Source organism: Sulfurospirillum arsenophilum NBRC 109478 (assembly GCF_000813345.1).
Taxonomy (GTDB): domain Bacteria; phylum Campylobacterota; class Campylobacteria; order Campylobacterales; family Sulfurospirillaceae; genus Sulfurospirillum; species Sulfurospirillum arsenophilum.
On record NZ_BBQF01000003.1, the window covers coordinates 448,236 to 466,723 of the forward strand.

General features: G+C 38.5%; 18 protein-coding genes. 15 read left to right on the forward strand and 3 right to left on the reverse strand.

Going from position 1 to position 18,488, the window contains the following annotated elements; translation table 11 throughout:
* Nucleotide 1: 1 nt before the first annotated feature.
* The 3 genes from SAR02S_RS09920 to SAR02S_RS09930 form a co-directional block, all read right to left on the reverse strand.
* A complete protein-coding gene (locus SAR02S_RS09920; RefSeq protein WP_041959218.1) occupies nt 2–1,861 on the reverse strand; it encodes a methyl-accepting chemotaxis protein in 1,860 nt (619 codons plus the stop codon).
* Between the two features lie 274 nt (nt 1,862–2,135).
* Nucleotides 2,136–4,016 (reverse strand): methyl-accepting chemotaxis protein, encoded by a 1,881-nt coding sequence (locus tag SAR02S_RS09925; RefSeq protein WP_041959220.1) that lies wholly within the window; start codon nt 4,014–4,016, stop codon nt 2,136–2,138.
* A 100-nt stretch (nt 4,017–4,116) separates the two neighbouring features.
* Entirely contained in the window at nt 4,117–5,982 is a 1,866-nt protein-coding gene (locus SAR02S_RS09930) for a methyl-accepting chemotaxis protein (protein WP_041959222.1), read from the reverse strand.
* A gap of 236 nt (nt 5,983–6,218) precedes the next feature.
* On the opposite strand from SAR02S_RS09930, the gene SAR02S_RS09935 reads away from it, so the two are divergent.
* The 15 genes from SAR02S_RS09935 to SAR02S_RS10005 all read left to right on the forward strand — a co-directional run bounded on the left by SAR02S_RS09935 (nt 6,219) and on the right by SAR02S_RS10005 (nt 18,457).
* Nucleotides 6,219–7,328: a pyridoxal-phosphate-dependent aminotransferase family protein gene (locus tag SAR02S_RS09935; RefSeq protein WP_041959224.1), complete on the forward strand. Its 1,110-nt coding sequence runs from the start codon at nt 6,219–6,221 to the stop codon at nt 7,326–7,328.
* A 2-nt stretch (nt 7,329–7,330) separates the two neighbouring features.
* Complete coding sequence (locus SAR02S_RS09940) at nt 7,331–8,185, forward strand: ATP phosphoribosyltransferase regulatory subunit (protein WP_041959226.1); 855 nt, start codon at nt 7,331–7,333, stop codon at nt 8,183–8,185.
* Nucleotide 8,186: 1 nt separating this feature from the next.
* Nucleotides 8,187–9,434, forward strand: coding sequence for an adenylosuccinate synthase (locus tag SAR02S_RS09945; RefSeq protein WP_041959228.1), 1,248 nt, complete (start codon nt 8,187–8,189; stop codon nt 9,432–9,434).
* 71 nt (nt 9,435–9,505) lie between these two features.
* A complete protein-coding gene (locus SAR02S_RS09950) occupies nt 9,506–9,934 on the forward strand; it encodes a flagellar export protein FliJ (RefSeq protein ID WP_041959230.1) in 429 nt (142 codons plus the stop codon).
* 5 nt (nt 9,935–9,939) lie between these two features.
* The gene (locus SAR02S_RS09955) at nt 9,940–10,464 is read left to right on the forward strand and encodes a MotE family protein (RefSeq protein WP_041959232.1); all 525 of its coding nucleotides are present in this window, start codon (nt 9,940–9,942) and stop codon (nt 10,462–10,464) included.
* An 87-nt stretch (nt 10,465–10,551) separates the two neighbouring features.
* Complete coding sequence (locus tag SAR02S_RS09960) at nt 10,552–11,106, forward strand: DUF507 family protein (protein WP_041959234.1); 555 nt, start codon at nt 10,552–10,554, stop codon at nt 11,104–11,106.
* Entirely contained in the window at nt 11,103–12,233 is a 1,131-nt protein-coding gene (gene carA, locus SAR02S_RS09965; RefSeq protein WP_041959236.1) for a glutamine-hydrolyzing carbamoyl-phosphate synthase small subunit, read from the forward strand. The genes SAR02S_RS09960 and carA overlap by 4 nt, the downstream gene beginning before the upstream one ends.
* 43 nt (nt 12,234–12,276) lie before the next feature.
* On the forward strand, nt 12,277–12,930 hold the full coding sequence (locus SAR02S_RS09970) for a sulfite exporter TauE/SafE family protein (protein WP_369385030.1): 654 nt from the start codon (nt 12,277–12,279) through the stop codon (nt 12,928–12,930).
* The gene (locus SAR02S_RS09975; RefSeq protein ID WP_041959240.1) at nt 12,927–14,165 is read left to right on the forward strand and encodes a PAS domain-containing sensor histidine kinase; all 1,239 of its coding nucleotides are present in this window, start codon (nt 12,927–12,929) and stop codon (nt 14,163–14,165) included. The genes SAR02S_RS09970 and SAR02S_RS09975 overlap by 4 nt, the downstream gene beginning before the upstream one ends.
* The gene (locus SAR02S_RS09980; RefSeq protein ID WP_041959242.1) at nt 14,162–14,842 is read left to right on the forward strand and encodes a response regulator transcription factor; all 681 of its coding nucleotides are present in this window, start codon (nt 14,162–14,164) and stop codon (nt 14,840–14,842) included. The genes SAR02S_RS09975 and SAR02S_RS09980 overlap by 4 nt, the downstream gene beginning before the upstream one ends.
* 156 nt (nt 14,843–14,998) lie before the next feature.
* The gene (ccoN, locus tag SAR02S_RS09985; RefSeq protein WP_041959244.1) at nt 14,999–16,465 is read left to right on the forward strand and encodes a cytochrome-c oxidase, cbb3-type subunit I; all 1,467 of its coding nucleotides are present in this window, start codon (nt 14,999–15,001) and stop codon (nt 16,463–16,465) included.
* 15 nt (nt 16,466–16,480) lie between these two features.
* Nucleotides 16,481–17,146: a cytochrome-c oxidase, cbb3-type subunit II gene (gene ccoO / locus SAR02S_RS09990; RefSeq protein WP_041959246.1), complete on the forward strand. Its 666-nt coding sequence runs from the start codon at nt 16,481–16,483 to the stop codon at nt 17,144–17,146.
* 16 nt (nt 17,147–17,162) lie between these two features.
* Nucleotides 17,163–17,372, forward strand: a complete 210-nt coding sequence (locus tag SAR02S_RS09995; protein ID WP_439645583.1) for a cytochrome c oxidase, cbb3-type, CcoQ subunit — start codon at nt 17,163–17,165, stop codon at nt 17,370–17,372.
* A gap of 13 nt (nt 17,373–17,385) precedes the next feature.
* Nucleotides 17,386–18,234, forward strand: a complete 849-nt coding sequence (locus SAR02S_RS10000; protein WP_041959249.1) for a c-type cytochrome — start codon at nt 17,386–17,388, stop codon at nt 18,232–18,234.
* Nucleotides 18,235–18,244: 10 nt separating this feature from the next.
* Nucleotides 18,245–18,457: a DUF4006 family protein gene (locus SAR02S_RS10005; protein ID WP_041959251.1), complete on the forward strand. Its 213-nt coding sequence runs from the start codon at nt 18,245–18,247 to the stop codon at nt 18,455–18,457.
* Nucleotides 18,458–18,488: the final 31 nt, after the last annotated feature.

Below are 18,488 nucleotides of genomic sequence, written 5' to 3' on the forward strand. Positions count from 1 at the left end.
TTTAGGATTTAAATTTTCCTAATTCGTTGTTAAGATTCTCTGTCATTGAGTGAAGGTGCTCAGATGCCTGAGAGACATTGTCAATGCTAGTGACATTCTCTTTCGAAATCACATTGATCTTCTCGATCTCTTCAACCATTCCCTTGATTTGTGTTGCGGTATGGACAAAGTTATCAACGGTTGCATGTGCATCTTCAATGGTTTTTTGAATGGTTGTATCGATATTGTTCATACCATTTTGCAACTCAATAGAAATAGATGCTAAAGCATTGACTTCTTGTGCATTATGGGCAATGTCGGTATTGGCATCCATAATAGATTGAACAACCACATTAATGGTTGCATCAATCTCTACCAAGCTCTTTTGCGTACGTTCGGCAAGTTTACGCACTTCATCGGCAACAACCGCAAATCCGCGTCCATGCTCACCTGCACGTGCCGCTTCGATCGCAGCATTAAGGGCTAGAAGGTTTGTTTGATCGGCAATATCACGAATGATACTAAGAACTTCTTTGACCTCATTGGCATTGTGGCTTACCGTATTGAGACGATCTGCTAACCCTTGTTCTTTGACAGCCGTCTCTTGCATTGTGCGCTCAAGTTGTTCCGCTTGATTTTTAACCGTATTGATGTCTTGTTGTGTTTTACGCAATGCCTCTTGCGATGCGGTTGCTTTTTCGACAGAAGCTTCAATTGCGCTGGTAAGTGCAATACCACTGTCTTTGGTTTTACTCACAATTTTAGACTCGGCATCGACATTTCGTACAACTTCAGAAGCGGTACGTGAAAGCTCTTCCGAGATAGATGCATTTTCATTACTGATCTCTTTAGATTTTTTAACAATTTCATGGAGTTTTTCAATAAATTTGTTGATGTTGCCTGAAACTTGTCCAAATTCGTCGTGGGTTGAAGATTGAAGTCTTTGTCTAAGATCACCTTCACTACTGGAAAGATCTTTGACAACGTTGTTAAGCTTATCGAGGGGATCAAGAAGTATTTTAATTAAAAAAGCCATAATAGCGACGGAGAGTATCAGCATGATCAGACCCATAACAAAAAGTTCTTTGATTTGACCATTTAGGAACTCGTACGCAGACTCTTTTTCAAAAACAATTCCAGGAATCCAACTGGTTTCTTCTGATCTTTTAAATGCAAAAAGCTTAGTGGTGTCTAAATGAAATTCAATAATTCCTTCAGGTTCATCCTTGATTTTTGGAGCTAAAACAGACTCTTTCCCTAAACGATCAGCTTTCGGGTGTGCGATAACCGTTTTTTTGGCATCCAAAAGCATTCCATAGCCACCGTTAAAGTTAATGTCGCTGACCGCTTTAACGATACGAGTGAGCTCAAAAGAGGTTGCCACTACACCAATCATTTTACCATTTTTAACGATAGGTGCCATAACGGCAACAAGATCGATCGGATCGGCAGATCCACGGTAAATATCTGTCATACCAGGTTTACCTGTTGCTTTTCCCATAATGTACCATGCTCGAGCACGTGGGTCAACTTTTGGGATAGTATCACTACCATAGATCATAATGCCACTGGCTTCAATCCCCAAAAAGCTATCACGTCCTTCTGTTGCTTTGGTTGTTTCTTTAAGTATCGCTTTGACTTGTGCTTCACTCATATTTTCAATATCTGTAAGCATACGTGCTGAGCTTTCTAGGCTATGTTTCTTACTCAAAATCCACAGGTCAATATAATCTGTTAGAGAGCGTGAAGCCATTTTGAGGTTTGCCTCGACTTGAATAATGCTATTTTTCTTGGTATCGATGTAACTTACCACACCAAATGCTGTAAGGCTGATACAGATTAAAAGTGCGATAATGAGGGTAACTTTCGTCTTGAAGTTCATAAATGACCCCTTTTTTATGTGATAGTGTGTTTACATGTACAATACAGTTATATCTATTTGGAACTGAATTATTAACGTTGAGATTTTTATTATAGCGCCTTACTTGTGACCTAAATGAGACTTTTAATGAGGATTAGAGTCTTTTTTTGACTGAAATCTTAAGATTATAGCATCTTTTGATGGCGAAAATATTAAAAAAATGTTGTAAATCAAGGTAGTTATCTTTGATGTCCAAGAATCATACTTAGCTTGGACATCAGAGTGTATTGAGAGTTTATGACTTGAATTTTCCCAGTTCGTTGTTAAGGTTTTCGGTCATTACATGTAAATGCTCAGATGCCTGCGAAACATTGTCAATGCTGGTGACATTTTCTTTGGAGATGACATTTATTTTTTCAATTTCATTGACGATATGTTTAATGCGTGTTGAGGTGTCTATGAAACTTTCAACCGTGACATGGGTGTCTTGGGTTGTTTTGTGGATGATAGTAGCAATGGTATTCATCTCTTCTTGTAATTCAACAGAGACGGCGGCTAACGCAATGACTTCACTAGCATTGGTCGCAATGTCAGTGTTGGCATCCATAATAGATTGAACGACCACATTAATCGTTGCATCAATTTCCACTAAACTTTTTTGCGTACGTTCGGCAAGTTTACGTACTTCATCCGCAACAACCGCAAATCCACGTCCATGCTCACCCGCACGTGCTGCTTCAATCGCAGCATTAAGGGCAAGAAGGTTGGTTTGGTCTGCAATTTCACGAATAATATTCAAAACTTCTTTAACTTCATTCGCATTTTGGCTGACAGTATGAAGACGCTCAGCCAAGCTTTGCTCTTTTAGTGCCGTTGCTTGCATGGTAGTTTCAAGGTGTTCGACTTTATTTTTCACATCGCTGATGTCTGTTTGCGTTTGTTGCAAAATCTGTTGAGACGCTTTGGCTTTTTCCACGGAAGCCTCAATGGTCTTGGTTAACGCTAACCCTTCTTGTTTTGTATTTTCTACGATCTTGGATTCAGCATCGACATTTTTGACGACTTCCGTGGCGGTACGTGAGAGTTCTTCAGAGATAGAAGCATTTTCATTGCTAATGGTTTTAGATTTTTTGACAATTTCATGCAGTTTTTCAATAAATTTATTGATACTAAGTGAAACATGTCCAAACTCATCTTTATGCTCTACAATGAGTCTTTGGCGAAGATCTCCATCGCTACTTGAGAGCGCTTCTACAACATTATTAAGATTATCAAGAGGCATAAGGAGTTTTTTGATGAAAAAGATCATGACACCGATGGAGACGATAAGCATAACCAGCCCCATGAAAAAAAGTTCTTGAATTTGCGCAGATAAAAAAGTATACGCTGCGGATTTATCAAAGGTGATAGCGGGGGTCCAGCCTGTTTCAGTTGAGATTTTATAGGCAAATATTTTTTCAATACCGTTAAATGTGTAGTTGACAATCGCCTCTTTTTTGTCTCCGAATTGTCGTGTTAATTCAGGGACTAATGTAGCGAGGTCTTTTCCTAATAGCTCTTTATTGGGGTGCGCGATTAAAACGCCTTTGGTATCGGTAAGGACTCCGTAGCCACCATTAAAGTTAATGTCGGAAAGGGTTTTAAAGAGAGCATCTAGTTCAATATTGGTTGCAATAACACCGACAAGTGTACCATTGTGAAAGATAGGTGCCATGACGGCAACAACGTATTTTTTGGTACTAGAGCTGATAAATGCGTCACTGGCTCCTGCTTGCTTAGATGTCTTAGCTGTAATATACCAAGGACGTGTGCGTGGATCAAATCCAGCAGCTACTTTTGCACCACTTCCGTAGAGCATTTTGCCATTTTCAAATCCAATGAAAGAGTCAACACCCCCAATAGTTTTGGTTGTTTCTTGTAGTTTTGTTTTGATTTCATCCTCACTCAAGGATGCAATAGTGGAGAGTGAGCGAGCGGTTGCATCGACAACGTCTTTTTTAGAAGAGATCCAAAGGTCAATATAATCACTCAACGAGCGTGACGCCATTTGGATGCTAGACTCGACTTGAATAACACTATTTTTTTTCGTATCAATGTAGCTAAAAAAACCAAAAATGGTAAGACTCAGAAACATAAGTGCTGAGATGGTGAGTGTAACTTTTGTTTTGAATTGCATATTAATCCCCCTATATCAAATTACATTAAGTTATTCTAACACAAAATGTCACACAGGGATATACTCCAAGCAAAGAAACGCTTTACTTGGAGTAAAAGTGTTACGACTTAAACTTGCCAAGCTCGTTGTTGAGATTTTCAGTCATAACATGTAAATGTTCACTGGCTTGAGAAACATTGTCGATGCTTCCCACATTCTCTTTAGAGATCACATTGATCTTTTCGATTTCATCGACGATCTTTTTGATTTTAGAAGCCGTATCAATAAAGTCATTAACCGTATGGTGTGATTCATCAATGGTTTTATGAATGATGTTTGCGACATTATTCATACCATCTTGCAGTTCTATTGAGATAGAAGCTAAGGCATTGACTTCTTGTGCATTTGCAGTAATATCTGTATTGGCATCCATAATAGATTGAACCACGACATTGATGGTTGCATCAATCTCTACCAAGCTCTTTTGCGTTCGTTCAGCAAGTTTACGTACTTCATCGGCAACAACCGCAAAGCCTCGTCCATGTTCACCTGCACGTGCCGCTTCAATCGCAGCATTAAGGGCAAGAAGGTTTGTTTGATCAGCAATATCACGAATGATATTGAGGACATCTTTCACTTCATTAGCATTATGACTGACGGTATTCAGACGTTCTGCTAAACCTTGCTCTTTGGCTGCGGTTGCTTGCATGGTGTGTTCAAGTTGTTCTACTTTAGTTTTAACATCTGAAATGTCTTGTTGGGTATCACTGAGTGCTTTTTGAGAGTCTTTAGCTTTTACAACAGAGCATTCAATGGATTTGACTAATGCAATACCTTCTTCTTTGGTATTTTCAACAATTTTAGATTCTGTATCCACATTTCTTACAACTTCAGATGCTGTTCGTGAGAGTTCTTCTGAGATAGAAGCATTTTCATTACTAATCGTTTTAGACTTTTTCACAATCTCATGGAGTTTTTCAATGAACTTGTTAATGTTACGAGAAACTTGTGCAAATTCATCATTGGCAGTAGCTTGAAGTCTTTGTCTAAGATCACCTTCTGCACTTGAGAGTTCTTTGACTACATCATTGAGGTGATCAAGCGGGCGTAGAAGGGCTTTTATCAAGATGATCATGATTCCGATTGAGAGGATCAGCATGACAAGCCCCATAAGCATTAAGTCTCTAATTTGAGCACTCAAAAAGGCATAGGCAGTCTCTTTATCAAAGGTAATACCAGGTGTCCAGCCTGTCTCAGCCGATACTTTAAAGGCAAAAATTTTATTGGAACCTTGGAATTCATACTCAATAAAGCCCTCTTTTTTCTCTTTAAATTCTTTGCTAAGCGTTGATTCTGTTCCAAGGAGTTCTTTTTTAGGGTGTGCGACGATCATTTTTTTGGTATCAAGGAGTATCCCGTATCCTCCATTAAAATTGACATCACCAACGGCTTTTACCAAAGTTTCTAAGGGAAGATCAATTCCTACAACACCGATCATGGTATTGTTTTTTATAATAGGTGCCATAACGGTTACCATAAGCACTTTAGCAGTTGCTCCTACATACGCGTCGGTAATGCCGACTTTGCCTTCCGTTTTTGCCTGTTTATACCAACCACGAGAGCGTGGATCGTATCCTTCGGCTTTTTTCTTGCCGCTACCATAGATCATTTTGCCATCTTCAAAGCCAGCGTAGGATTCCATTGCATCAAATGTTTTACTCATCTCTTTGAGTTTAGCTTCTAATTCAGCATCATCCATTGTATTACTGTTGGTCAAAGAGCGCGCAGCTCCAGCCACACCACTTTTTTTAGAAGCAACCCAGAGGTCGATATAATCCGTTAATGCCCGTGATGCCATTTGAAGGCTGGCTTCAATTTGCACAACGCTATTTTTCTTGGTATCAATGTAGCTAAAGAGACTAAAGATGCCTAAACTGAGAAACATCAATACGGAGATGGTTACGATAATTTTTGCTTTAAACGACATGCGTTTACTCCTTGGAGTGGTTAGGATTATTAAGAAAAGAATACACTATGAAATCATAATAATAAGCTGTTTTATTTAGATTACATTGTTTATGTAAGTTTAAAATAGAAAAACGACTTTTAAAGGACTTTTTACATGTTAAGGTAAAGCACATGTACTCAGGAGAGCTACTAAAGAAACAACAAGCAAGATTTTGTTACAATCGCTCTCAAAACTATACACGATGAGGATCTCTTATGTTACTTTTAACACCAGGACCAACTCCCGTTCCTGAAGCCGTTCGTATGGCAATGAGTACACCAACCATTCACCATAGAACACCTGAGTTTGAGGCTATTTTTGAGCAAGCTAGAGGCTATTTGAAAAAGCTTTTTGATATGGAAGAAGTGTTAATGCTCGCAAGCAGTGGTACGGGCGCAATGGAAGCATGTGTGCTGAACCTTTGCCATTCTAAAGCATTAGTGGTTAATTCTGGTAAATTTGGCGAGAGATTTGGCAAAATTTGTGAAGCATATGGGAAAGATTTTGTAGAAATTAAAAATGAGTGGAATACACCTGTTGATGTTAACACTATCGTTGAGCTTATCAAAAACGATGAGAGTATTGATGCTATTTTTCTTCAAGTGTGTGAAAGCGCTGGAGGACTTCGTCATCCTGTCGAGGAAATTGCTCAAAAAGTTAAAAAGATTAGAAGTAACGTGATGATAGTTGCTGATGGTATCACCGCTATTGGTGTCGAGAAGATTGATACCACGCATATTGATGCATTGATTTCTGGTAGCCAAAAAGCGTTGATGCTTCCTCCAGGACTTGCGTTTATTGGCCTTAATGCTCAAGCGTTAGAGATCATCGAAAATAGAGGTGTTGGTTATTATTTTAATCTCAAAACAGAACTTAAAAATCAACGCAAAAACACCACCGCATGGACGGCTGCAACAACACTTGTTATTGGACTTGTTGCTATGTGTGAACTCATTGATGCTGAGGGCGGACTTGATAAGCTCTATGCTGATACGGCAAAAAGAGCGTTTGCTACCAATAAAGCTTTGCAAGCTTTAGGATTTCACATTTATCCAAAAGTACCAGCGAAAGCGATGAGTGCTGTGCTGGATGATGATGCGAGCAAAATCCGCAAAATTTTAAAAACAAAATACGGCGTTAACATCGCAGGTGGACAAGATCACATTAAAGATACACTCTTTAGAATCAACCACATGGGACTTGTGAATGTGTATGAGACGGCGTGGACGCTTAATGCCGTAGAGCTGGCGCTTGCGGAACTAGGCAAACGTGCTTATGACGGTACTGCCAATAGGGTCTTTACCCAAGAATTTTACCAAGGTTAATAATGATTTATGAGCACGAGATACCCACAGGGAGTAAGCTTTATTTTGGAGAGAGTGCCAAGTTAAAGCGTCAGCTTGAAAATGTGGCAAGTGAACTCTTTTACGATGCAGGTTTTGAAGAGATTGTGACACCTTTTTTCTCCTATCATCAGCATAAAAGCATTGATGAAAAAGAGTTGTTGCGTTTTTCAGATGAGCAAAATCATATTGTCTCTCTAAGAGCGGATAGTACGATGGACGTGGTGCGTTTAAGCACCAAGCGTGTTGGGAGAAGTACGAATCATTCTAAATGGTTTTACATCCAACCCGTTTTTCGCTATCCAAGCCATGAGGTGCATCAAATTGGGGCAGAGCTTATTGGCGAAGAGAATTTGAGCTTGAGTATTGCGACCAGTTTGTCCATATTTGAGAAATTTTCACTCAAACCACTTTTACATGTAAGCAATATTAACATCCCGAAAATCTTATCAGAGATGTTGAACTTAGATCTCAAAATCTTTGAAAAAGGCGAGCTTCAAAAGCTATTGGCACTGGATATTCCATGGCTTACAAAGCTTACGTGTTTGCAAACATTAGAGGAGCTTGAAGCGGTCATTAAAGAAGTTCCTGATGTGCTTAAAGTGGAACTTGAAAAGCTAAAAGCGCTCTCGGCGCATATTACGTACGATAATGTCGTCTTTTCACCGCTTTACTATGTGAAAATGCGCTATTATAATGCACTGTTTTTTAGATTTATTCATAAAAATTTTACGCTGGGTGTTGGTGGAAGTTATGACTGTGAGGGTATTGGCTCAAGCGGTTTTGGTCTTTACACCGATGATTTGATCGAAATACTAATTAAAAGAGATGGACACTAAAATGAAAGCTGATATGATCGTAGGAATTCAATGGGGTGATGAGGGAAAAGGAAAGATCGTTGATCTTTTAGCGCAAGATTACGATGTCGTGTGCCGCTATCAAGGTGGTCACAACGCAGGTCATACGATCTGGGTTGACGGTGTACGCTATGCACTTCACTTAATTCCTTCTGGTATTTTAAACCCAAAAGCACTGAATGTCATTGGCAATGGTGTTGTTGTTTCTCCTGAGGCATTGATTAAAGAGATGGCACAGTTTGATAAATTAGAGGGACGTCTTTTTGTGAGCGATAAAGCGCACATGATTCTTAATCATCATATTTTAATTGATCAGGCCAAAGAAAAACTTCGAGGGGCAAAAGCCATCGGTACAACAGGTCGAGGTATTGGACCAAGTTATGGCAGTAAAATTGAGCGTAGTGGACACCGTTTGGGAGAGCTTCGCGATACTAATAAACTCGCACTTTCGTTAGTTGAATTTTACGATGAAAACAGAGCACTTTTTAGCGCTCTTGGCATTATCACTCCTAATTTTGAGACGTTAAAGAAAGAGTTAGATGGTTATGCAAAAGTACTTTTACCGTTTTTAACTGACACGACACATATGGTGTGGACATGTTTAGATGAAAACAAAAAAGTATTGTTAGAAGGTGCGCAAGGTACGATGCTCGATATCGACCATGGAACCTACCCGTTTGTAACCAGTTCAAATACGATTAGTGCGGGTGCTTGTGTTGGTCTTGGACTCAATCCTAAAGACATCGGTAAAGTAACGGGTATTGTTAAAGCATACTGTACACGTGTGGGTAATGGGCCATTCCCGACAGAAGATTTTGGCATCGAGGGTGATCAACTACGTGAAAAAGGGCACGAATACGGCACTTCAACAGGCCGTGCACGTCGTTGTGGTTGGTTTGATGCAGTTGCTTGTCGATATGCTAGTCGTATCAATGGTTGTGATGATCTCTCCATTATGAAACTTGATGTACTGGATGGATTTGAAACCATTAAAGTGTGTGTTGCTTATGAAATTAATGGCAAGCGCGTCGAGACATTGCCAGAAGATTTAGAAAATATAACTCCTATTTATGAAGAACTTCCAGGTTGGGAAAGTGTTGTGGGCTGTCGTAAATTTGAAGATCTCCCCGCACAAGCAAAAGCATATCTCAAACGTCTTGAAGTTTTAACAGGAACAAAAATAGGACTGGTATCAACTAGCCCTGATAGAAACGATACGATTATATTGTAAGAAGAGGTTAAAACGCTCTTCTTACGCATCCAAACACAATGTTTAATCTTTACATGTAAAGGTGTCAGCGTATGAAAAGTCAGTTCTCCAAGATTGCTAAAATTCGTAAACAAAAGCGTGATGCGATTGAGCGAGAACTGATGAAAAGTCAAAATAAAGAACGTATGCTTAACCATAAGATTACAACGTTATACGAGGAAATTGCTGCTGTGCAGATGCCGAAAGAGGGATTGGTTTCCGCTCTTCTTATTGTGGGTGAGCAAAAAAGCATTTTAAATCGTGAAAAAAAGCGATGTGAGCAAGAGCTTTTTGTGGTGCAACGCACTACGAAACAACTTCAAGGTGAATACCAAAAAGCGCATGTTGAATACGAAAAAATCAAATACCTTGAAGAGCAAGAACTCCAAGCTATGATGGATAAGATCAAACGCGAAGAGCAACTCTATTTGGATGAAATATCAACGATGTTGTTTGCAGGTCAACTAAGTCAAAAAAGGTAAAAGGTATGAAACGTCTTTGGATCTTAGTAGTAGGTACGTTATTGTGTGCAGATACCATTGATTGTACAAAAGTCTTTGAAGAGCGTAGAGGCGAGCTTTTACGCGAAGTTGAAAAAATTGATGAAGCCCGTCAATCGTTTGAAGCACTCAAAGCCGCTACCAATGCCCTCTTTGAAAAGCAAAAGAGTGCGCTCAAAGAGAAAGAAAATGGTATTGCTAAAACCAAAGCGGAGATTGAAGCAAAAGAGAAACAGATCACTTTGATGCTTGAAGAAAATAAAAAGCTTTTAGATCAGGTTCAAGCAAAGAAAAGTGACAAGTTAGACGAAACCTATATTAAGATGAAAGACGCAGCAGCAGCAGCAATTATTGAAAAACTTCCTGTGCATGAGGGAGCTGCTATGATGTTTGGCTTACCTTCAAAAAAAGTCTCACAAATTATGGCAAAAATGAATCCTCAAATTGCTTCTGAAATTATGCAACAACTCAAAAAAGGCCCTCCTTTTGTTGAGAACAACCAAACAAAATAGTGACAAACCTTCTCATTCCCTTGCTCTAAACAGATATTTACCTTACTTTGGCTAAAATGTGTGAAAATTCAGAAGTAAGGTTTATGGATGAAAATCAGATTACCTCATGCCCCTTATATTGCCAATAAGATAGCGATCGATATTTTAAATTGTGGATTTGTTACCATGCTTAAGGGCTTAGAGCCTATTGTAAAAGTCGCAGAGGATTTGATTGTTGCCGATATAAAACAAGAGACTGCGCTCGAAGAGCGTGTGACAGAGATATTGGATCAAAATGAAGATGAGATGGAGTTTCAAAGGGTTGACCGCAGAAACATGTTCTGGCTCATCAAGAAAAAGCTCGCACATGAGTTTGGTGTCATTTTGTCATACGAAGATAGATACAACGACATTGCCCACAAAATTTTAGAGATTTGTTGGAAAACGGGACTCATAGAGTACAATGTTACGGAAAATCGTGTTAAAAATGTTGTTTATACAGCGATTGAGACGTATATTGCACATTTTCAAGAGATTGAAAATGATGTAGCGGACAAGATCTCAAATTATAAACGCAAATTAGTTCCAGGCTCAGAAGAGTATGATTTAATTTTTGAAAAGCTCTATGAAGAAGAGTTAAGAAGAAGAGGGATGTTAGTATGATGTTAAAACCTGTATGGATTTATCTTGAAAATGGCGTTTTCTTAGAAGCAAAAAGTTTTGGCTTTGAAGGTTCAAAAACAGGAGAGATCGTTTTTAATACCTCTATGAGCGGTTATCAAGAGATTATGAGTGATCCAAGTTATGCAGGACAATTCATTGTCTTTACGATGCCAGAAATTGGTATTGTAGGATGCAATGATGATGATATGGAGAGTAAAACCGTTCATGCAAGTGGTATGTTTGTACGAAGTTTGAACGAAATGCCTTCTAATTTTAGATCAACTGAATGCTTACCAACGTTTTTACAAAAACATGAGAGTATGGGCATCTGCGATATTGATACACGCTATTTAACAAAAATGATTCGAGATTCTGGTCCTAAAATGATGATCGCTTCTACTGAAATTAGTGATCCTGCAAAGCTTAAAGCTATGCTTACTGCTAGCCCTCGCATCGAAGACGTGAACTATATTGAAAAAGTTGGAACAACCAAATCTTATTTACATGTAAGCAGTGTGTGGAATGCTGATACACAGTCATATGAAAAAGCAACAAATAGCCTTGGCAAAAAAATTCTTGCGGTTGATTTTGGTATTAAGCGCAATATTCTTAATGAATTGTGTGCAACAGGTCTTGAAGTTGAGGTAATTCCTCACGATTTTAGTGCTGATGATATTATGAAACGTTATAAAAGCGGTGAAATTAGCGGACTCTTTTTATCCAATGGTCCAGGAGATCCTTTGATCCTTAAAAAAGAGGCAGCTCAAATTACCAAATTGATTGAAGCAAAAGTGCCTATGTTTGCTATCTGTTTAGGGCATCAATTACTTTCTATTGCTCATGGACATCCAACGTATAAGCTTAAATTTGGACAACATGGTGGTAACCATCCTGTCAAAAATACGAAAACAAATGTTGTTGAAATTACAGCACAAAATCATAACTATAATGTTCCTGAGTCTGTGTGCAGTATCGCCAAAGTGACGCATATCAACTTGTTTGACAATACCATCGAAGGCTTAGAGTACAATGATGCGCCGATCTTCTCTGTTCAACACCACCCAGAAGCAAGCCCAGGTCCACATGAGAGCAAATATATTTTTCAAGAGTTTGCCAACAGACTTTAACTAACGGAGCAATGCCATTAACGCCATCGACATTACAGCAATCATCAGTGTTGCGTTCTTAGGAAGTTTAGGGCATTGTATCGGTATGTGCGGAGGATTTGTCATGGCGTACAGTAGCGCTAAAATTGACACTTCCGCTTCTCCATCAAGACAATTTTTCGCTCATCTGACCTATAATTTAGGGAGAATTAGCTCTTACACATTTTTAGGTATGCTTTTTGGGACACTTGGTAGTGTCTTTACGTTTTCTTCCCAAATCAATGGTTATTTTTATTTTATCATTGGCATTCTTATGGTACTTATGGGTTTTTCTATGATGGGAAAAATTAAATTCTTAACTTCACTCGAGGCAACCATTGCCTTTAACCCTTTCATTAAAAAAGTGTTTTCGCAGCTTATTCACTCCAAAACAATGGCGAGTTTTTACGGACTGGGTCTTTTAAATGGCTTTTTACCGTGTGGTTTAGTCTATTTCTTTTTAGCGGCAGCCGCAACATCAGGTTCTTTGCTTAAGGGTGGCCTGACGATGGTGATGTTTGGCCTTGCAACTATGCCTGCAATGCTTGGACTTGGTTTTGTGGTTGGTTTCCTCAAAGGGAGTGGCTTCCGTGAGGTGATGATCAAGATTGCTTCATTCATTATCGTAGGATATGGCATTTACATGGCGTATCTTGGTTACAGTGCGGCAATTATATGAAGTTAGAGCAATATCAGAGTGCTATTGAGAGTAGTAATATCATCTCAAAAACCGATATTTTTGGCATTATCACGTTTGTTAATGATGAATTTTGCAAAATTTCTGGTTATACCAAAGAAGAATTGGTAGGGAAAAATCATAATATTGTCAGGCATCCAGATGTGCCAGCCTCAACCTTTAAACAACTTTGGCAAACGATCCTTCAGAAAAAAACCTATAAATCGACTGTTAAAAATCTTGCAAAAGATGGTAGTACGTTTTATGTTAACACAACGGTCTTTCCTATACTTAATGAAAATGGCGATATTGAAGAGTTTATTGCGATTCGTTATGATGTGACGGAAAGTGTACGGCTTAATGAAGCGCTTATGGCTAAAGATGAAGAGCTAGAAGAGCTGAATAAAACGCTAGAACAAAGAGTCAAAGAGCAAACAAAAGCTTTGATGAAACTCAATCAGACATTGGAAGAGCGTGTACAAGAAGAAGTCGAAAAAAATCGTGAAAAAGATCGGTTTTTGTTTCAGCAGTCACGTCTTGCTTCTATGGGAGAGATGATTGCCAATATTGCCCATCAGTGGAGACAACCCCTCTCAGAGCTTAATATCACACTTTATAAAATGAATAAACTGTACAAGCGTCAAAATGATGGCAAAGATATAGATTTTGAAGACAGTTATTCGCATGCAAAAAAAATTATCTCCAAAATGTCAGAAACCATTGAAGATTTTCGTAACTTCTTTAGTCCGGATCGCCAAAGTGAAGATTTTGCGTTAAGCCTTGTTGCACAAGAGGCGATAGACATTATGCGTGGCACGTTAGAGAAAAATGAGGTCGCAATACGTCTTGATGTTAAAACAGATGCGCATATTAGAGGCTATTTCAATGAATTTTCACAAGTCCTTATCAATCTAATGAATAATACGATTGATGCATTTTGCCACAACAAACTAAAAAATAGATTAATTTATATTGAAATTGACACATCTGAACGAGGAGATGCTATAATTAAAGTCTGTGATAATGCTGGTGGAATTGATGAAGTTATTTTAGATAAGATTTTTGAGCCTTACTTTACAACAAAGCATGCAAGTGCAGGGACGGGTTTAGGGCTTTATATGAGCAAGATGATTATCAACAATAGCATGAAGGGGTCTATCGTTGCAGAAAACTGCAATGATGGTGTTTGTTTTACCATCACTATGCCAGCAGAATTGAGCAAAAAGGAAGAGCAATGAATGGATTGTCAAAATTGACGGTTTTGTTTGTCGAGGATGAGGAAGATCTAAGAGGCGCTTTAGAAAGTGCAATTGGAGATGAATTTGCAAAATTTATTGTTGCACGCGACGGCGATGATGGATTAAAAAAGTTTAAAAAGTATAAACCTGATATTGTTATAACAGATATTATGATGCCTGTAATGGACGGTTTAATGATGTCAAAAGAGATCAAACATATTTCAAAACAGACTCCCATTATTATATTAAGTGCATTTAGTGAAAAAGAGAGGTTGTTAGAAGCCATTGATGTAGGTATTGATAAATACCTGATCAAACCGATTGATCCTGATGAACTTCTTAAAACACTTAAATTAGTCTCTAAAGAGATGCTGGATCAAAGTGATATTGTCGAACTAGGATACGGCTATCAATTTGATAAAAGTAGAAGAGTTTTGGTCAAAGAGGGTACAACAATTTTTTTAACCAAAAAAGAGTTACTTTTTATCTCAATCTTGGTAAAAAATTTAGGTGTCTTTGTGTTGCATGAAGAGATAAAAAAGTATGTTTGGACAAACAAAAAAGTAACAGATTCAGCCATACGTACCTTTATAAAGCGAGTACGTGAAAAAACAGATAAAGAATTTATCAAGAACATCCCCGGTCTTGGCTACAAAATCAATACGCAAGAACGATAATTCCATCGTTCTTGTAACTCCAATTTTTAATTTTTTCTTAAATTTTTTCATTTAACACAAATTTAATCTTCTTAAGCTTCGTTGTAGATTTGCTGCACTATAATTCTTACATTATGTGATATTTTTGTGACATAAAAACACAAGTAGGAGGAATTGATGCAGGCTAGAGATGCATTGAACTATGACTATTCAGTAGCCAAATGTTTTACCTACTCAGCGATCCTTTTTGGTATCGTTGGTATGTTAATAGGCGTTGTTATCGCTTATCAAATGGCTTTCCCTGAGTTGAATTACTTGGCAGGTGAATATGGTACTTACAGTCGTTTAAGACCATTACACACTTCCGGCGTAATTTTTGGATTCTTACTAAGCGGAATCTTTGCAGCATGGTACTATATTGGGCAAAGAGTACTCAAGGTTTCGATGGCAGAATCACCATTTTTAATGATTATTGGAAAGCTTCACTTTTGGCTTTATATGATTTTGATGGTTATAGCAGTTGTCACTCTTTTTATGGGTATCTCTACTTCAAAAGAGTATGCAGAATTAGAGTGGCCTTTGGACATTCTTGTTGTTGTTGTATGGGTACTTTGGGGATTGAGTATTTTCGGTTTGGTAGGTATCAGACGTGAAAAAACACTTTATATCTCTATGTGGTACTTTATCGCAACTTTCTTGGGTGTTGCAATGCTTTATCTTTTCAACAATATGGAAGTTCCAACCTACTTTGTTGCAGGTACAGGAAAATGGTATCACTCTGTTTCAATGTATGCTGGTAGTAATGATGCAATGGTTCAATGGTGGTATGGTCACAATGCAGTAGCATTTATTTTTACAGTGCCTATTATTGCGATGATTTACTACTTCTTACCAAAAGAATCTGGTCAACCCGTTTTCTCTTATAAACTTTCACTTCTCTCTTTCTGGGGTTTGATGTTCGTTTACCTTTGGGCAGGTGGACACCACCTTATTTACTCTACTGTTCCTGACTGGGTTCAAACAATGGGCTCAATCTTCTCAATTATTTTAATTCTTCCTTCTTGGGGTAGTGCAATTAACATTCTCCTTACAATGAAAGGACAATGGGGTCAGCTTAAAGAGAATCCATTGGTCAAATTGATGATTTTTGCTTCAACATTCTATATGTTTAGTACACTTGAAGGTCCAATCTTGTCAATCAAATCTGTTAATGCACTTGCGCACTTTACAGACTGGATTCCTGGACACGTTCACGATGGTACTCTTGGTTGGGTAGGCTTTATGACAATGGCAGCATTGTTCCATATGGCACCACGTATGTATAAACGCGAAATTTACAGTAAAAAATTGATCGAGGCACAATTCTGGATTCAAACAACCGGTATCGTCTTGTATTTCTCAAGTATGTGGATTGCAGGTATTACTCAAGGTATGATGTGGAGAGCAACGGATCAATTTGGTAACCTTGCTTATTCCTTTATCGATACCGTAACGGTACTTATTCCTTACTATGCGATTCGTGCAACGGGTGGTTTATTGTACCTTATCGGTTTCTTTATGTTTAGTTACAATATGTATAAAACAATGACTGCAAGTAAAGCAATTGAGTCTGAGCCTCAAAATGCTTCACCTATGTCAGCGTAAAAGGAGGATAGGATTATGTTTCATTGGTTAGAGAGAAACCCATTCTTTTTTGCGGTAGGTGTGTTTTTGGTGATTGCTTATGCTGGTGTTGTAACAATTTTACCTGATTTTATGGAGACAGCACGTCCAGTAGTAGGTACAAAGCCTTACACTGTACTTGAATTAGCAGGCCGTCAAGTTTATATAAAAGATAGTTGTAATGCATGTCATTCACAACTGGTTCGCCCATTTAAATCCGAGACAGACCGTTACGGTATGTATTCGTTAAGTGGTGAGTATGCTTACGATAGACCATTCCTTTGGGGTTCTAAAAGAACAGGTCCAGACTTGATGAGGGTTGGAAACTACAGAACAAGCGACTGGCATGAATATCATATGTCTGATCCTATCAGTGTTGTTCCTGGCTCTATCATGCCAGCATACAAACATATGTTTAAAAATAGTGCTGATATTGATACAGCATACGCAGAAGCATTGACCGTGAAAAAAGTTTTCAATACGCCTTACGATCAACCTGATATGCCTAAACTTGGTACCCATGAAGAAGCTAAAAAAGCTGTCATGGCAGAAGCTGCGCTGATTGTTGCAGATATGAAAAGCCAAGAAGTAAAAGAGGCATTTAAACGTGGTGAGATCAAAGAGATTGTGGCACTTATTGCCTATCTCAATAGCTTAAAGTAAGGTGTTCACAGTGAGTATGGAAGCAATTAGAGAGATTCAAGCTTATGCTTATGTGGTAGCAACTGTTTTTTTGGTCGTGATGATGTACAGTTATCTGTATCACCTTTACAGGGCTGAAAAAAAAGGTACGCGCAATTATGAGCAGTACAGTAATATCGCATTAAACGATAAAATTGATGATGCTCCGATTGAAACCCGTACTCCATCCAACAAAGAGAAAGAATAAAGAGGAGCAATAAATGAATTGGCTGAATGACAATGTAAATGCGTTATCATTGCTTGGTGCAGCAGCGATTATAATTCTCAGTGCTTTTGTTATTGGTAAGTATTTGAAACAAATGAAAACCGATAAAGGTAGTGGTGAGTTAGCAAAAGAGAATTGGGATGGTATTGGTGAATATAAAAATGCACTCCCTATCGGTTGGGCACTCTCTTTTGTGGGAACGATTGTATGGGCAGCATGGTATTTCCTTGCAGGCTATCCTCTTGCGAGTTATTCACAACTAGGTGAGTATAATCAAGAGGTAAAAAGCCACAATGCAAAATTTGAGAGCAAATTTGCAAATCCTGATAAATCTACACTTATGAATATGGGTGAGGGCGTTTTCTTAGTACAATGTGCACCATGTCATGGTGTTACAGGTGATGGTATGAATGGAAAAGCACTTAATTTAGCTAAATGGGGTAATGAAGCAGCGATCGTCGCTTCGATTCTCAATGGCGCTAAAGGCTCAAATTATCCTCTTGGCGAAATGCCAGCAGGACTTTTGGATGCTGAAAGCGCACAAGCCGTTGCGGCATACGTGATGCAAGAAGTATCTGTGGTTAAAAAAACCAAAAATCCTGCATTGGTTGAGAGTGGCAAAGCGCTATGGGCAACATGTGCAGCGTGTCATGGTGATGATGGTAAAGGTATGGCCGGAAGTGCGCCAGATCTTAGTGTCTATGGCGATGCTAAATTTATTGTCAATGTCCTAGGCACTGGCAAAAAAGGAGCTATTGGTAGTATGCCACAGTTTAATGATGGACGCTTAAGCAATGTTCAAAAAACAGCGGTTGGCACTTATGTCAGCTCTTTAGCGAAATAAGGACTGGTCAATGGAAAATACAAATCGAAACGTATTTGGACTTCATGGTATATCTGGAATGTTGATTGCAGTAGTATTATTGCTTTCCATTCTTGGGGCGTTAACATTCTTTGGCTTAAAAGCACAACAAGCAGTTGCTGATAAACCTTATAAGATTACTGATCCGCAAGCACTTCAAATGAAAGATGCTGCGAATGCGAATCAAAAATCTATAGCGAAATAAGGGGTATAACATGGCTGAAAATATGGATAAA

Bases quoted from the DNA above. Each gene is read 5' to 3' on its own strand.
- SAR02S_RS09920 (WP_041959218.1), bottom strand. From the start codon at position 1,861: ATGAACTTCAAGACGAAAGTTACCCTCATTATCGCACTTTTAATCTGT.
- SAR02S_RS09925 (WP_041959220.1), bottom strand. From the start codon at position 4,016: ATGCAATTCAAAACAAAAGTTACACTCACCATCTCAGCACTTATGTTT.
- SAR02S_RS09930 (WP_041959222.1), bottom strand. From the start codon at position 5,982: ATGTCGTTTAAAGCAAAAATTATCGTAACCATCTCCGTATTGATGTTT.
- SAR02S_RS09935 (WP_041959224.1), top strand. From the start codon at position 6,219: ATGTTACTTTTAACACCAGGACCAACTCCCGTTCCTGAAGCCGTTCGT.
- SAR02S_RS09940 (WP_041959226.1), top strand. From the start codon at position 7,331: ATGATTTATGAGCACGAGATACCCACAGGGAGTAAGCTTTATTTTGGA.
- SAR02S_RS09945 (WP_041959228.1), top strand. From the start codon at position 8,187: ATGAAAGCTGATATGATCGTAGGAATTCAATGGGGTGATGAGGGAAAA.
- SAR02S_RS09950 (WP_041959230.1), top strand. From the start codon at position 9,506: ATGAAAAGTCAGTTCTCCAAGATTGCTAAAATTCGTAAACAAAAGCGT.
- SAR02S_RS09955 (WP_041959232.1), top strand. From the start codon at position 9,940: ATGAAACGTCTTTGGATCTTAGTAGTAGGTACGTTATTGTGTGCAGAT.
- SAR02S_RS09960 (WP_041959234.1), top strand. From the start codon at position 10,552: ATGAAAATCAGATTACCTCATGCCCCTTATATTGCCAATAAGATAGCG.
- carA (WP_041959236.1), top strand. From the start codon at position 11,103: ATGATGTTAAAACCTGTATGGATTTATCTTGAAAATGGCGTTTTCTTA.
- SAR02S_RS09975 (WP_041959240.1), top strand. From the start codon at position 12,927: ATGAAGTTAGAGCAATATCAGAGTGCTATTGAGAGTAGTAATATCATC.
- SAR02S_RS09980 (WP_041959242.1), top strand. From the start codon at position 14,162: ATGAATGGATTGTCAAAATTGACGGTTTTGTTTGTCGAGGATGAGGAA.
- ccoN (WP_041959244.1), top strand. From the start codon at position 14,999: ATGCAGGCTAGAGATGCATTGAACTATGACTATTCAGTAGCCAAATGT.
- ccoO (WP_041959246.1), top strand. From the start codon at position 16,481: ATGTTTCATTGGTTAGAGAGAAACCCATTCTTTTTTGCGGTAGGTGTG.
- SAR02S_RS09995 (WP_439645583.1), top strand. From the start codon at position 17,163: ATGGAAGCAATTAGAGAGATTCAAGCTTATGCTTATGTGGTAGCAACT.
- SAR02S_RS10000 (WP_041959249.1), top strand. From the start codon at position 17,386: ATGAATTGGCTGAATGACAATGTAAATGCGTTATCATTGCTTGGTGCA.
- SAR02S_RS10005 (WP_041959251.1), top strand. From the start codon at position 18,245: ATGGAAAATACAAATCGAAACGTATTTGGACTTCATGGTATATCTGGA.